Origin of the sequence: Tessaracoccus antarcticus, from assembly GCF_003688855.1 — a bacterium.
In the GTDB taxonomy this organism is placed as follows: domain Bacteria; phylum Actinomycetota; class Actinomycetes; order Propionibacteriales; family Propionibacteriaceae; genus Arachnia; species Arachnia antarctica.
In genome coordinates this window covers 765,884-780,910 of the sequence record NZ_REFW01000002.1, presented here as the reverse complement: position 1 = coordinate 780,910, position 15,027 = coordinate 765,884, and the positions used below count along the sequence as shown (strand labels likewise).

Annotated in this window: 11 protein-coding genes; 6 read left to right on the top strand and 5 right to left on the bottom strand. The window is 66.8% G+C overall.

Translation table 11 applies throughout. The annotated features are described in order from the left end of the window. Positions 1–43: 43 nt before the first annotated feature. From EAX62_RS10885 to EAX62_RS10870, 4 genes are all read left to right on the top strand, one after another. Positions 44–1,816: an alpha/beta hydrolase domain-containing protein gene (locus EAX62_RS10885; protein WP_121901660.1), complete on the top strand. Its 1,773-nt coding sequence runs from the start codon at positions 44–46 to the stop codon at positions 1,814–1,816. 116 nt (positions 1,817–1,932) lie between these two features. After that, positions 1,933–2,949 (top strand): LLM class flavin-dependent oxidoreductase, encoded by a 1,017-nt coding sequence (locus EAX62_RS10880; protein WP_121901659.1) that lies wholly within the window; start codon positions 1,933–1,935, stop codon positions 2,947–2,949. 56 nt (positions 2,950–3,005) lie between these two features. After that, entirely contained in the window at positions 3,006–3,692 is a 687-nt protein-coding gene (locus EAX62_RS10875) for an alpha/beta fold hydrolase (RefSeq protein WP_121901658.1), read from the top strand. Between the two features lie 80 nt (positions 3,693–3,772). Next, positions 3,773–5,482: an NAD-dependent malic enzyme gene (locus EAX62_RS10870; protein WP_121901819.1), complete on the top strand. Its 1,710-nt coding sequence runs from the start codon at positions 3,773–3,775 to the stop codon at positions 5,480–5,482. A gap of 19 nt (positions 5,483–5,501) precedes the next feature. Here EAX62_RS10870 and EAX62_RS10865 read toward each other — a convergent pair whose 3' ends face one another. From EAX62_RS10865 to EAX62_RS10850, 4 genes are all read right to left on the bottom strand, one after another. Next, positions 5,502–6,134, bottom strand: a complete 633-nt coding sequence (locus EAX62_RS10865) for a response regulator (protein WP_121901657.1) — start codon at positions 6,132–6,134, stop codon at positions 5,502–5,504. A 1-nt stretch (position 6,135) separates the two neighbouring features. Then, a complete protein-coding gene (locus EAX62_RS10860; RefSeq protein ID WP_233557899.1) occupies positions 6,136–7,380 on the bottom strand; it encodes a sensor histidine kinase in 1,245 nt (414 codons plus the stop codon). Continuing rightward, positions 7,352–9,454, bottom strand: a complete 2,103-nt coding sequence (locus EAX62_RS10855) for an MMPL family transporter (RefSeq protein WP_121901656.1) — start codon at positions 9,452–9,454, stop codon at positions 7,352–7,354. The genes EAX62_RS10860 and EAX62_RS10855 overlap by 29 nt, the downstream gene beginning before the upstream one ends. Positions 9,455–9,536: 82 nt before the next feature. Continuing rightward, positions 9,537–11,054: a SulP family inorganic anion transporter gene (locus tag EAX62_RS10850; protein ID WP_233557898.1), complete on the bottom strand. Its 1,518-nt coding sequence runs from the start codon at positions 11,052–11,054 to the stop codon at positions 9,537–9,539. A gap of 381 nt (positions 11,055–11,435) precedes the next feature. Between EAX62_RS10850 and EAX62_RS10845 the strand changes: the two genes are divergently transcribed. Then, positions 11,436–12,368 (top strand): cation diffusion facilitator family transporter, encoded by a 933-nt coding sequence (locus EAX62_RS10845; protein WP_121901817.1) that lies wholly within the window; start codon positions 11,436–11,438, stop codon positions 12,366–12,368. A 122-nt stretch (positions 12,369–12,490) separates the two neighbouring features. Further along, positions 12,491–13,681 (top strand): septal ring lytic transglycosylase RlpA family protein, encoded by a 1,191-nt coding sequence (locus tag EAX62_RS17160; protein WP_158600642.1) that lies wholly within the window; start codon positions 12,491–12,493, stop codon positions 13,679–13,681. On the opposite strand, the gene EAX62_RS10835 is transcribed toward EAX62_RS17160, so the two are convergent. Next, positions 13,663–15,000, bottom strand: coding sequence for a DUF2254 domain-containing protein (locus EAX62_RS10835; RefSeq protein WP_121901653.1), 1,338 nt, complete (start codon positions 14,998–15,000; stop codon positions 13,663–13,665). The genes EAX62_RS17160 and EAX62_RS10835 overlap by 19 nt on opposite strands. Positions 15,001–15,027 lie beyond the last annotated feature (27 nt).

Sequence of the window (15,027 nt, the reverse complement as noted above, 5' to 3'; positions counted from 1 at the left end):
TGAACTGTGCTTCCCAACCGCCTCAACGAAGAGGAAGTGCTTCATGCGCGTTTCATCATCACTCCGCAGGGCAGAGCCCGGAACCCGTCCCCGGTTCCGCCGCGTGCTCACAGCCGTCAGCGTCGCAGTCCTTGCTGCGGGCGTCGTCGTTCCGACAGCCGTTGCCGTGGAGTCGACTCCCTCCCCCAGCGTCTCGCGTTCCACTGAAGTCGACGTGCGCCCCACCGCGCCCGTGACCATGTCGCCATCCGCATCCGCATCCGCATCCGCATCCGCCAGTGTGAGTGCCGCGCCGTCCGCAACCGTCGTGGCCTCCACGTCGCCGTCGCAGACTCCCACTGTCACACCGTCGCCGGATCCGACGGCCAACCCCGGTGAACCAACTGTCGTCGCCATCCCGAAAGTCGTCGGCCCCCTGGCCTCCACCAAGAAGTCGCATCCGTTCGGGGCGGCCAAGTTCCAAGGGGTACCCGAGAACCTCCAGAAGAAGGGCTACGTGGAGGAGGAGTACATCATCAGCGGTGCCGCAGACGTGTATGACTGGCCCGCACCCGGACCAGCTGTGGTGCGCACAACGGATGCCCCCTACACCACCCGCATCCTCGTGCGGAAACCCATCAACGGCCGTGATTTCAGTGGCAACGTCGTGGTGGAGCCCATGAACCCCTCCAACCTGTTCGACCTCAACATCGGCTGGGCCATGATGAATCGCCAGATGGTGGAGAACGGGGACGTGTGGGTGGGTGTGACCGTCAAGCCCGTCTCCATCGTGGCTCTGAAGAAGTTTGATCCCGGTCGCTACGGGTCCCTTGCAATGGCCAACCCGCTCAGCCTCGACGACCCTCTGAACTGTCAGGTGACAGGCACCGATGACCGGGCCTCCGAAAATGGACTGGCCTGGGACATCATCAGCCAGGTGGGCCAGCTGGTACGCAGCACGGACGCCCGCAACCCCGTCAGGTACGGCGCCAAGCACCGCACCGAGGAGGTCTACGGCTTCGGGTACTCGCAGACCGGCGGCTACATGTACGACTACATCAACGGGATCCGGCCCCTCGCGGAGAGTTCACCCGGCAAGCCCATCTACGACGGCTACATCGTTGCCGTGGCCGCCGGGGCGTTCGTCGGCAACGTACCCATCAACCAGTGCGCCACGGTGCCCCCCGTGACGGACCCGCGCTACCAGTTCTCCGGCGTGGGCGTTCCGATCATGCACGTGATGTCACAGTCCGACTACCTCATCGGCATCGCCGGACGCCGCCCCGACAGCGATGCACCCATCGACAGGTACAGGCAGTACGAGATGGCCGGGGCTGGACACGCCACGCCGGACGAGCTCAACTACGCGGCCCAGCCGGCGGACATCATCAGGGCGGGCCAGCCAGTGCCGCCCATGTCCTGCAACGAGGGACCGAGAAGTCGGTTCCCGAGCCACATCTTCTTCGACGCCATCCTGCGCAACCTTGACGAGTGGGTGCGCAAGGACATAGCCCCACCACATGGCTCACCCATCGTGGTGGTCAACGGCGCGCCGGTGACGGACCAGTTCGGCAACGTGCTTGGGGGTCTCCGGTCCCCGTACCTGGATGTGCCCACCAGCACCTGGTTCGGCACATCAACGGGTGCATCGTTCTGCTTCATTGCAGGTCACGAGGTCCCCTTCTCAGCGTCAGCACTGGCTGGCCTGTACCCGAGCCACAACGACTACGTGAAGAAGGTCAGGAAGGACACCGAGTCGTTGGTGAGCCAGCGCTTCATCACCAGGTCCGACGGTGAAGCACTGATCAAGGAGGCCAAGCAGTCCGACATCCCCTGACGCCCAGCCTGCCGGCTGGTGACCGAACACACGTCGAGGTCCGCACTCTCCTGCGAGGGGTGTGCGGACCTCGTTGCGTCGGGAAGAAGTTGGCGTCCGGATTCGTTGTGCCTGACATGAAGAAGATCGGTTTTCTGTCCTTCGGCCACTGGAGCCCTTCACCACAGTCCCAGGTGCGGAGCGCGTCCGACGCGCTGTTGCAGTCCATTGACCTCGCCGTGGCCGCGGAGGAGGTGGGGGCCGACGGCGCCTACTTCCGGGTGCACCACTTTGCGCGACAGTTGGCGTCGCCGTTCCCGCTGCTCGCCGCCGTCGGTGCCCGGACGAGTCGCATCGAGATCGGCACCGGGGTGATCGACATGCGCTACGAGAACCCCCTCTACATGACGGAGGAGGCAGGCGCCGCCGACCTGATCTCCGGTGGAAGGTTGCAGTTGGGGATCAGCCGGGGATCGCCCGAACAGGTGATCGACGGGTTCCGCCACTTCGGCCACGAACCCGCCGACGGCGACCACGCCGCCATGGCCCGTACCCACACGAAGATTTTCCTGGAGCAGCTCGAGGGCAGGGGCTTCGCGGCGCCCAACCCGCGCCCCATGTTCCCGAACCCACCCGGCCTGCTGCGCCTGGAGCCGCATTCCCCGGGGCTGCGGGAGCGGATCTGGTGGGGTGCCGGATCGCGAGCGACAGCCGAGTGGACCGCTCAGCAGGGCATGAACCTCATGAGCTCGACACTGCTCACCGAGGACACGGGGGTGCCGTTCCACCAACTGCAGGCCGAACAGATTCAGATGTTTCGCGACGCCTGGAAGGTTGCTGGACACACCCACGAGCCCCGTGTCTCCGTGAGCCGCAGCATCTTCCCGATTGTCAGCGCCCTGGATCGCGCCTACTTCGGGGGCGAAGCGGGCAGCCATGACCAGGTGGGCCACCTCGACGGGGGTGCCGCCCGCTTCGGCAAGTCCTACGCCGGGGAGCCGGACCAATTGGTCCGGGAACTGGCGGAGGACGAGGCCATCGCGGCGGCCGACACCCTGCTGCTGACTCTGCCGAACCAGCTCGGCGTGGACTACAACGCCCAGGTGCTGGACAACATCATCCGCCATGTCGCTCCGGGGCTCGGGTGGCGCTGAGTCCTGACCGACCGTCTTCCAGGTCTGCTGGGCCGGTGTCGGTATAGCGTCGCCACATGGACATCATCCTGATACCGGGCCTGTGGCTCCGCGGCGACGCATGGTCCGATGTGGAAAGTGAACTGACCCGCGCCGGCCACCGGGTGCAGGCCGTGACCCTGCCGGGGCAGGGCGACGGCAGGGCCGACGCGACCCTGCGCGACCAGGTGGACGCCGTCGTGGCCACCATTGACGCCGCCAGCGCCCCCGTTCTGGTCGTGGGGCACTCGGCCGCCTCGGCGCTCGCCTGGATCGTGGCCGATGCCCGTCCCGATTCCGTGGTGGGTGTGGTCATGATCGGGGGCATGCCGGTGGAGGACGGGAAGCCCTACGCCAACTTCTTTCCCCTGGTCGACGGCCAGATGCCCTTCCCCGGATGGGAACCATTCGCTGGAGCCGACTCCGCCGATCTCGACGATGAGGCGCGCCGCAGCATCGAGGACAACGCCGTGGCAGTGCCGGAAGGCGTCTGTCATGGGGTGGTCTCCCTCTCCGACGACCGAAGGTTCGACGTGCCCGTCACTGTGGTGTGCCCCGAGTACTCACCCTCCGACGCCCAGGAATGGATCGACGCCGGTCAGGTCCCGGAGCTGACCAGAACCAGGCATGTGACGCTCGTGGACATTGATTCCGGGCATTGGCCCATGGTCACCAGGCCGCAGGAGTTGGCCGGGATCATCGCCCGGGCAGCCCTCCAGCAGTAGCCGGTTGGCCCAACGACCGTGCGCCCGTAGGTGCCGCGAGGTGCGCTGATAGGTTGGTCAAGGTGGCCACATCAGAGCAGATGCAGAGCGCAACCCGGTGGAATCCTCTCAAGCAGGTCTGGGAGTCGACGTTGCGGGGGCGCGCCGTCCTCAGCGAACCCCGCATCAACAAAGGCACCGGTTTCACCGTGCAGGAGCGCGAGGATCTGGGGCTCATAGGACTGCTGCCCTCACGTGTCCTGACCATCGACGAGCAGGCTCACAGGGCTTACCTGCTCTACCTCGAACAGCCCACCGACCTGGCGAAGAACGTGTTCCTCACCGCGTTGCGCGACCGCAACGAGGTGCTGTACTACCGGCTTCTCAGTGATCACCTGTCGGAGTTCCTGCCCATCGTCTACACACCGACGGTGGGGGAGGCCATCCAGCGCTACAGCCACGAATACCGGCGGCCACACGGGGTGTACCTCTCCATCGCCGATGTCGACACGATGGAGCAGGCCCTGCTGGCAGCGACGCAGGGCTCGCGGGACATCGACCTGATCATCGCCACGGACGCCGAAGGCATTCTGGGCATCGGCGACTGGGGCGTGGGCGGCATCGAGATTGCCGTCGGGAAACTCAACGTCTACACGGCGGCGGCGGGCATCAATCCGGCGCGGACCCTGGCGGTGATGCTCGACGTGGGCACCAACCGGCAGGAACTCCTCGACGATCCGCTCTACCTCGGGGTCTCACACGAGCGTGTTGGTCGCGACGCCTACGACGCGTTCATCGACCGCTACGTCACGACCACTGGCGCACTGTTTCCCGATGCGCTGCTGCACTGGGAGGACCTCGGCACCAGCAACGCCCGCCGTGTCCTGGAGCGCTACCGCTCCAGGATCCTCACGTTCAACGACGACATGCAGGGCACCGGCGCCGTCAGTCTGGCCGCAGTGCTCTCAGGCAGTCAGATCAGCGGCGTCCCACTGCAGGACCATCGCGTGATCGTTCATGGGTCCGGGACGGCTGGGATCGGCATCGCCGACCAGTTGCGCGACGCGATGTGCGTGGCCGGCCTGACCCACGAGGAGGCGACACGCCGGTTCTGGTGCATTGGCCGGCACGGGTTGCTCGTCGATGATCGCAGCGATCTGCGTGACTTCCAGTCGCCCTACGCACGCCCGGCGGCGGAGGTCTCGCACTGGGCCACCGATGAGCGACTCGGTGGCATCAGCCTCGCGGAGGTGGTGAGGCGGGTCCATCCCACAGTGCTGATCGGCACGTCCGGGCGACCGCAGGTGTTCACTGAAGCGATCGTGTCCGAGATGGCCGCACACGTGGAGCGGCCCATCATCATGCCGATGTCCAACCCGACGAGCCTTGCCGAGGCGTTTCCGGCGGACCTCCTGGCCTGGACCAAAGGTCGGGCGTTGGTGGCCTCCGGCAGCCCTTTTCGTCCCGTCAGCCTGGAGGGCACCACCTACGACATCGCACAGGTCAACAATGCCCTGATCTTCCCCGGTCTCGGGCTCGGCGTGATCGTCTCCCGTGCGCGACGCCTCACCGACGGCATGCTGCTGGCGGCGGCACAGGCGGTGGCAGGACAGGTGGACACGACAAGCCGCGGCGCATCTCTGCTGCCGCAGATGATCGAGCTGCGCACCACCTCGATCGTGGTCGCGCGCGCGGTGGCCCAGCAGGCCACGGTGGAGGGACTTGCGGACGTGCCCGCAGACCAACACCTGGAGCAGCGCATCACCGACGCCATGTGGGTGAGCGCCTACCACCCGGTGATCCCGGTCTGATCGGGACCACGCACAGACGTCAGTGCCCGGGGCGAAGGATGCCCGTCTCCCTGGCCACATGGATGGCGCGGGCGCGGCTGTCCACGTCGAGTTTGGTGAAAATGTGCACGAGGTGGCTCTTGATGGTGGCCTCACTGACGAACAACGCCCTGGCAATCTCTCTGTTGGACGATCCCGTGGCGAGGTGGTGCAGCACCTCCAGTTCCCGCTGCGTCAGACGAGGGGCAGGGTTGCGCATCCCACGCATGACGCGGGTGGCGAGCTCTGGGGCCAGAACCATGTCGCCGCGGGCCGCCGCCGAGATGGCATCAACGATGGTGTCGGGGGACACGTCCTTCAAGAGGTATCCGGCTGCCCCGGCCTCGATGGCCCGCAGGATGTCGACGTCACGGTCAAATGTGGTGAGGATGATGACGGCCGGTGCCGGGCACAGCGCCCTGAGCGCCGACGTGGTGGCCACCCCGTCCATGCCGTCACCCAGCCGCAGGTCGCACAACACCACGTCGGGGCGGAGGTGCCCCGCCAGGACGACGGCCTCCTCCCCGGTGGCGGCCTCCCCGAGGATTTCGACGCCGGGACGCGACCCGATGACGGCGCGGAGGCCCGTGCGCACCACGGGATGGTCATCGACGAGCAGGACACCCACGGCCACGTCAGCTTCCCCTCGCCGTGGAGATGGGCAGGTGCGCAGACAGTGCGGTGCCGTCACCGGGACTGCTCTCGATGTCCAGGCCGCCGCCCTGCTCCCGCAGCCGGGAACGCATGAACCTCAGTCCGTAACTGGACCCGGGGGAGGACGGCTCGTTGGTCCATGCGCCAACATCGAAGCCGTGGCCGTCGTCGACGACGTCGAGACGCACGCTGTCGCCGCCGTCCAACAGACTCACCACCACACGGCCGGCGCCCGCGTGCTGCCGTGCGTTGGCCAGGGCGGACTGTGCGGTGCGCAACAGTGCGACCTCATGGGCGGTCGCGAGCGTGGGAAGTGTGTCGTCCACGCGGAGGTCCGTCTCGATGCCGGTCTCCGCCGCAAAACGCTCCAGCATGCGGGCGAGTGCAGCCGCCAACGCGTTGTCCTCCAGCTCTGAGGGTGTCAGCTCGGCGACGATGCGGCGCACGTCGGCGAGGTTGTCGCCCGCGAGCGCCTCCACCTGCGCCAGTGTGCGGCCCGCGTCCCCGCTGCCGTCCCGGTCCAGTTCTGCCCGGGCGAGCAGCCGGATGGAGGACAAGCCCTGGGCGATGGTGTCGTGGATGTCGCGGGACAGGCGCGTCCTCTCCGCGATCGCACCGGAATGCCGCTGGGTGTGCGCCAGTTCCTCCTGCAGCCCCGCCATTTCGGCCTGCGCCAGCGTCAACGACTCCACCAGGTGCTCGCGCTCACGCGCGTCGCGGCGCAGTTCGAGGTAACCACGAGAGACCCCGAGTGCGAACACTCCACCGATCAGGGGGCCGAAGAGAGCGGCGTAGGTGGTGGTGCCCGAGGGATCCACATTGGCCACCACCACGACTCCGAACACGAGCAGGGCGAAGGCGACGGAGGACCAACGTGTGAGGAGGTGGCCGGAGAGCAACCAGAGCACGAACGCGAACCAGACGAACTCCGGCGACACCACCACGACGGCGACCGCCCAGAGTGCAGTGAGGCCCACGAGCCACCATCGGGCCGCGACGGGCCCGTCGAAGCGGCGGGACAGCACCACGCCGGCTCCGTACCAGAGCAGGATGGCGGCTGCCGCGACGACCGGGGCCCCGGCAGGATTCCCCGCGAAGGCCCTCGCCGCGCCGACCACCGCCAGAACCACCGCGATCACATGCTGCCCCACCTGCATGGACCGCAGGGTGGCGGTTGCCGTACGGGGACGCGAGGGATCAACCCACGAGGACGGGTTCCTCTTCATGTGCTGCTTCCCCCACCTGGTCGACGTCTCGTTCGATGGATCGCGGCCACCACATCCTGTCACCGAAGAGACCGAACAGTGACGGAACGATGATGGTGCGCACCACGAGCGTATCCACCAGGACGCCGAGCCCCACGATCAGGCCGAGCTGACCCAGGGTCACCAGCGGCAGGACACCCAGTGCCGCGAAGACGGCCGCCAGCACGATGCCTGCGCTGGTGATGACGCCCCCGGTGTGGGCGACGGCGTTGACCATGCCCCGGCGGGTGCCCACCACCTGCGCCTCGGCGCGGGCACGGTGGACAAGGAAGATCGTGTAGTCGATCCCCAGTGCCACGAGGAACATGAACGACAGCAGTGGCACCTGCAGGTCCAGTGCATCCTGCTTGAAGAGGATGCCGCTGAGGAAGGATCCGGCTCCGATGGCCGCGGCAGCACTCACGAGGTTGACCAGCATGAGGAGCAGCGGCGCCACGAGCGAGCGCAGCAACAGGACCAGCACCACGAAGCTGACCGCCAGCACCAGCGGGGCGATGACGAGAAGATCCCTGGAGTTGCCGGTACGGGCGTCGAGATCCGTCGCTGTGGCGCCACCCACCTGTGCCTCGGCGCCGTCGATGTCGTGGACGGCGTCTCGCAGGTCAGTGACGAGCTCGAGGCTCTCGGGTGTGCTGGGGGCCCACTCGCCCGTCACCATGATGCGCGACCACGTACCGTCGCTGGTCCGACCGGTGATGGTGGCGCGGATGACACCGTCGATGCCGGCGGCGGCATCGGTGACGGACTGCGCCTGCGACGACGCGGCGACGATGAGGATGGGCTGCGATTCACCGGCAGGGAAATGCTCGGAGAGCACCTCGAGGCCGACTGCGGACTCCGAGGCCACACGAAACTTCTCCACCTGGCTGAGACCCACCTGCGTGCCGAACAGCCCCGTGGCCATGACGGCCAGCAGTGCGAGGCCGGCGCCGAGCCCCACGAGCGGGCGACGCACGACGTAGGAGGCAACGGCTCGCCAGCCCTTGCCATGCTTCGCGGCGGAGCCGGGCTGGGGGACGAATGGCCAGAACGCCTTGCGTCCGCACACCGCGAGCACCGGCGGCAGCGCGAACAGCACAGCGACAAGGGCGATGAGGAGACCAACCGCGGAGGAGATGCCGAGTCCGCGGGTGCCGGGGATCACGGCGAACGCGAGGGTCAGCAGGGACAGCACCACGGTGAGGTTGGAGGCGAGGATGGCCGGCACGGTCTTGCGCCATGCCGAGGCCAGGGCCGCGCGGTGGTCGTGTGACTGGAGCAGTTCCTCCCGGTAACGGGAGATGAGCAGGAGTGCGTAGTTGGTGCCAGCGCCGAAGACCAGCACGCTGATGATGCCTGCGTCGAACTGCAGTTCCAGTGCCGTGCCCACGGCGGCGGTCACCTTGTTGGCCAACTGGTCGGCGAACGCCACCACCAGCAGTGGCAGGAGCCACAGGACGGGGGAGCGGTACGTGGCGATGAGAAGCACCGCCACGATGAGGATGGTGACCAGCAGCAGTGTGAAGTCTGCGCCGTCGAAGGAGGACGTGACGTCGGCGCCGAAAGCGGGACCGCCGGTCACCTGCAGGTCAACGCCCTGCACGGGCTGGTCGGCGATGATGGCGCGAAGGTCCTTGATGGCCTGCGCTGTCTCCGCATTGTCGGAACCCACAGTGATGGGCGTGATGATGACGGCCGCACGGCCGTCCTCGCTGGGCATGGGGCCGGTGGCGGTGTGGCCAGTCTGGCCGTCCAGCGCCGGCACGAGCTCACTAATCGAGGCCAGGTCCTGCGCGGTGAGTGCCGCACCGTCGGCACGTGAGCCCACGACAAGGACCGACTGCTCATCGGCGTCGGGGAACTCCGCGAGGAGTGCCGAGGCCTGCGCGGACTCCGAGTCAGGTGGTGCCGTGTCGTTGCCGGCAGGGGCTGTGGCCCGCCCGAAGGCCCCGAAGAGGGCGACGAAGACGACGAGGACGATTGCGAGCGAGATCCAGGCCCCACGTCGGGACGTGAGGCGTTCAGGAAGGCGTGTGGGAATGCGTAGGTGTGCCATGGAACCCATCCCACCCCGCAGGAGGGGGTCCGGGCATCGCCAAACCGGTTGAACCAGTCGTCAACCATTTGGTGGAGACGGGTCAGTGGCCGGCGCCGAGATTGCCTGTCAGGTTGGCGTGGAAGCGGCTGGCCTGGCCGTTGAGGCCCTCGAACGTCACGGACGTGCCCAGACGCTCGTACTTCGTCACGATCGCGTCCAGTGCGGCCACCGTCGAGGCGTCCCAGATGTGTGAGCGCGACATGTCGATAATGACGTGCTGCGGGTCCTCGGTGTAGTCGAACTGGGTGGTCAGATCGTTGCTGGAGGCGAAGAACAGCTCTCCGTTGACTGCGTAGTGCGCAGTGGCCCCCCCGTCGATGATCGTCTTGTCCACCGTCACGAAATGGGCGACGCGGCGCACGAACAACACGGACGCGGCCAGTACGCCCACGACCACACCGATGGCGAGGTTGCTCGTCAGGACGACGGTGATCACCGTGATGAGCATCACGGCGGTCTCGCTGCGCGGCAGGCGCATGAGGGTTCTGGGGCGGATGCTGTGCCAGTCGAACGTGCCCACCGAGACCATGACCATCACTGCCACGAGCGCCGCCATGGGGATGGCGCCGACCAGGTCACCCAGACCCACCACCAGGATGAGCAGGAACACACCGGCCAGGAACGTGGAGATCCGTGTCCGGGCGCCGGACGCCTTCACGTTGATCATCGTCTGGCCGATCATGGCGCAGCCACCCATGCCGCCGAAGAGCCCCGAGAGGACGTTGGCCACACCCTGACCCCAGGCCTCCCGGCTCTTGCGGGAGTGAGTGTCGGTCACGTCGTCGACGAGCTTCGCCGTCATGAGCGACTCCAGCAGGCCCACGAGAGCCATTCCCAGGGCATAGGGAGCGATGATCCTGAGGGTGTCCAGGGTCAGGGGCACGTCGGGGAAGAGGAACTGCGGCAGGCTTCTCGGCAACTCACCCTGGTCCCCGACGGTGGGGACGTTGATGGCCAGGACCACCACAGCCACGGTGGTGAGCACGATGGACACCAGTGGCGCGGGGACCACCTTGGTGATCTTGGGCATGCCGACCATCAGCAACAGCCCACCGGCCACCAGCGGATACACCAGCCACGGCACACCGATGAGGTGCGGCAGTTGGGCAGCGAAGATCAGGATGGCGAGGGCGTTGACGAATCCGACCATGACGCTGCGGGGAATGAACCGCATGAGCTTGGCCACACCGAGTGCAGCCAGAAGCACCTGGAAGATGCCGGCGAGGATCACGGTCGCGAGGAAGTAGTCGATCCCGTGGTCGCGCGCCACCGGGGCAATGACGAGCGCGACGGCGCCGGTTGCGGCCGAGATCATGGCCGGCCGGCCTCCCAGGAACGCAATGGAGACGGCCATCACGAACGACGAGAACAACCCGTACCGCGGGTCCACCCCGGCGATGATCGAGAACGAGATGGCTTCCGGGATCAGGGCCATTGCCACGACGAGCCCGGCCAACACCTCCCGCACGAGGATTCGCGGGGTGCGGAGCGCCGTCAGCACGGAGGGGTCGGGTGCATACCGCGACGTGTGGTCCTGGGCATGGCGAACAGCTGTCAAGGCAAGATCTCCTGGGGCGTACGGGGTGTCGACTGGCGGGGGGCTCACAGCGCACGATCCACCGGCGACGGCGGAGCAGGACGGGCCGGGAATGTGAACAGGCCATCACCGACGATACACAGCGGCGCCTTCGACCGCCGAATGCCGCAAGCCCGATGCGTCGGGCCCAGTCCCACAGAAACGTCAGCAGGTGGAACAGAAACCCACCAGTGTGCTCACGGCGTCTGTGACGACGGCGGCAGGGGCGGAGGGACCGTCGTCGAAGGCGTTCGTCCACCTCACCGTGGTGCCCGGAGGATCACGGCGTCCATGGGCACATCCTCGACCGTGGGGGGAGTGCGCAAGCCCGGACGGCGTGGATGCATGCGCTATTTTGTGGCCATGGCACACTCGCACGGCACTGCGCTCGGTGACTTCGCCGACGCCGCGCGGACGCACCGTACGAGGATCATGGTGACGTTCGGGATCACCGTGGCGATCCTTCTGGCCGAGGTCGTGGGCGCCATCTGGACGGGGTCACTGGCACTGCTCGTGGATGCCGGACACATGCTCACCGACGCGGGGGGCCTTGCCATGGCGCTGGCAGCCTCGCACCTCAGCACCCGGGCCGCGAGCGACCGGCGGACGTGGGGCTTTCGTCGAGCCGAGGTACTCGCCGCGACCGCACAGGCCGCAGTGCTGCTGGGGGTGGGGCTCTTCGTGATCGTCGAGGGCATCGGCAGGCTCTCCGAGCCACCCACCATCCCGTCCACGGAGCTGCTGATCTTTGGCATCATCGGCCTCGTCGGCAACGTGGCCTCACTGCTGGTCCTCGCCTCCAGTCGCAACGCGAACTTCAACCTGCGGGCTGCGTTCCTGGAGGTGGTCAATGATGCACTGGGCTCCGTTGCGGTCATCGCCGCAGCCATCGTCATCGCGACCACTGGGTGGGGAGGCGCCGACTCGCTCGCCGGCCTGTTGATCGGCATCCTCATCATCCCGCGCGCCATCAGACTGCTCATCGAGACCACCAACGTGCTCCTGGAGTCCACTCCTCCCGGCCTGGCGCTCTCCGAGGTGCGGCAGCACCTCCTGGGCCTGCCGGACGTGCTGGAGGTCCACGACCTCCACGCGTCGCAGATCGCAACGGGACTTCCGGTCCTGACAGCGCACGTTGTGGTGTCGCCCTCATCCTTCGAGGACGGCTCGCTCCCGGGACTGCTGGATCGGATGCAGCACTGCGTGGCCGAACACTTTGACGTCAGCATCGAGCACTCCACCTTCCAGTTCGAGCACCCCGAGCGCCTGCGTCATGAGCGTGAAGGCCACCACTGATGCACGACACGCCGCAGTTCTGAGATTCTCTCAGGAATTCTTTGGGAAATATTCAGGTCGGAGTTACGCTGATGTTGCCGGTCCACCCCGGCACATCGCCCCGCACGAGGAAGTCCCGCCACATGGCACGCACACTCCTGATCCCCGCCGTCGCAGGCATCTCCGCCCTGGCCCTGGTCACCACCGCAGGCCTTGCCACTGCTCTGCACAAGAATGACGTGGAACTTGTCGTTGACAATTCCGCCACGTCCATCGCCGTGCGCGAGGACACCGTGGCCGCTGTGCTGGAACTGGAGGGCATCGAGCTGGGGGAGCATGACATCGTGCTGCCAGGGCCGGAGACACGCATCAGTCAGGGGATGGAAATCACCGTGGCCTACGGTCGGCCGCTGGACTTGAGCGTGGACGGCGTGAAGCGCACCGTGTGGACCACGGCCCCCGACGTCGGCCAGGCGCTGGCATTCCTCAACCTCGACGCACAGGATTCGAAGCTCTCGACGTCGCGCTCCACCGGTATCTCCCGCCAGGGGTTGTCCGTGGACATCGCCACGGCGAAGGACGTCACCCTGACAGTGGCTGGCAAGACCACCCAGCTCACCGTGGCCGGCACGGTCGCCGATGCCCTGGCAGAGGCAGGGGTGACACCCGACGCAGACGACACCCTCACCCCAGCAGCCGACACCACGCTCACCGACGGTCTGGCCATCACGTTCGTGGACGTCGAGGTGAAGACCAGCGCCAAGGAGGTCGACATCCCGTTCAAGAAGACGACCACCAGCTCTGAGACGATGGCCAAGGGCGAGAAGAAGATCACCACCAAGGGTGCCGTGGGGATGTCGCGCGAAACCTACACCGACGTCTACCACGACGGGAGGCTGGTCAGCTCCACGCTGGCCAAGTCCGTGATCTCACGGCAGCCCGTCCACGAAGTCACCACGCTCGGCACGAAGGAGCCTGCCCCGAAGGTGGAGGTCGCAGACCCCGGAGTGAAGAAAACAGCCCCCACCGGGTCGAACAACCTGACCCCGGCATCCGGCAGCACCTGCATGGCCTCGTACTACTGGGAGGCCCAGCCGACCGCCAACGGCGAACAGTTCAACACCAACGCCATGACGGCCGCCCACAAGTCGCTGCCATTCAACACGATGGTCAAGGTCACGAACCTCGCCAACGGCAAGAGTGCCGTCGTGCGAATCAACGACCGCGGCCCCTACATCTCCGGGCGCTGCCTGGACCTGTCCACCGCCGCCATGCAGCAGATCGGTGGCACCTCCTCCGGAGTGGTCAAGGTCGCCTACGAGGTCGTCGGCTGATCAGCTGTCCTGCCACGCCGTGACAGCGCACCCCGACGGTCGTCGAAGTGCTCCTCCAACCGCGACATGTCGTGGGCGGGCGGGTCGGTGGCGCGGAAGCACTCCACCAACACCTCCACCTGGTGTTGCATTCGGTCAGCGATCTCGGGGTGGATCGTCGCGAGTGTGACGCGGGTGGCCAGGTCGATGAGCGCCGTGAGCACCATGACGTGATCCAGGGCGTAGGGGCGGACCTGGTCGAAAGGCATGTCGACCATCTCCTCGAGGCTGACCGTCCCGAAGTGGACCCGCGCCGTTCCCTTGTCCAGCAGGGTATTGCCCGGTCGGTCCTGCGAAACCGCCATCACGATGCCCGCAGCCACCTCCTCGATGGCGTTGACAGCGGTGTAGGGATCATTGGTACCGGGGGAGAGGGCACGGACCGCCAGCTCCAGCACCTGCTGTTCGGCGAACCGAATGTCCTGGTAGACGGACCGCGAATCCCCGATGCGCACGCAGTCGCGGATCTTCTCCACCGTCTCGTCATCGTCGGTGGCCTCCCCGGGCCAGATGCGTGCCAGAGGCTCGCGCGCCAGAATGTGGTCCCCGACGCGCGGGACCACCTCGATGAACGCATCCGACTCCTCGGCCACGTTCCGCAGGCGGTGGAAGTCAATCTCGACGAGGTAGCCGACCGCACCGGCCGTGACAGCCGTACCACCCGCCCGCAGTGCACTCGTCAGCGTGACGTCCTCCGGTGCTTCCCGGGGGTGCATGCGCTCCACCACCGCCCGGAAGTTGGTTCGAACACCGTGGGCCAACGTTTCCACCCGCACCGACGCCGCAATGTGGTGGATGAACCACACGAGCAGCACCGCGTCGGCCACGGCCATGAGCACGGCGAGGTTCACCGCCAGGTGGGGGACGAACGACGTCTGGTCGTCCGCCTCGGAACGGATGGTGCGCAGCACCATCAGCGAGTACACGAAGGTGGCCACGAACACCCCCAGCACGATCTGGTTGCCGCGGTCGGCCATGAAATTGCCCACGAGCCGTGGGCCATAGGTGGCGCTCGCGGTCACCACCACCGAGATGGTGATGGAGAACGCGGTGGCTGCCACGGCCAACATGGACGTGCCGATGGCGCCCAGCATGGCCCGGGAACCGTCTATCCCGACGCCGTACACCCAGGCGAACCACGCCGAGGAGAGGTCATCGGTGACAGCCTTGTCCAGTGACACCATTGTCTGGGCCAGCACCAGGGCGGCCACCAGGCAGACCAGTGGCACGAACCAGAAGGATTCGCGCAACCTGTACCACCAGCTGGAGAGTCGGTTCATCCCCCCAGACTAGGGCCGCCCCATCAA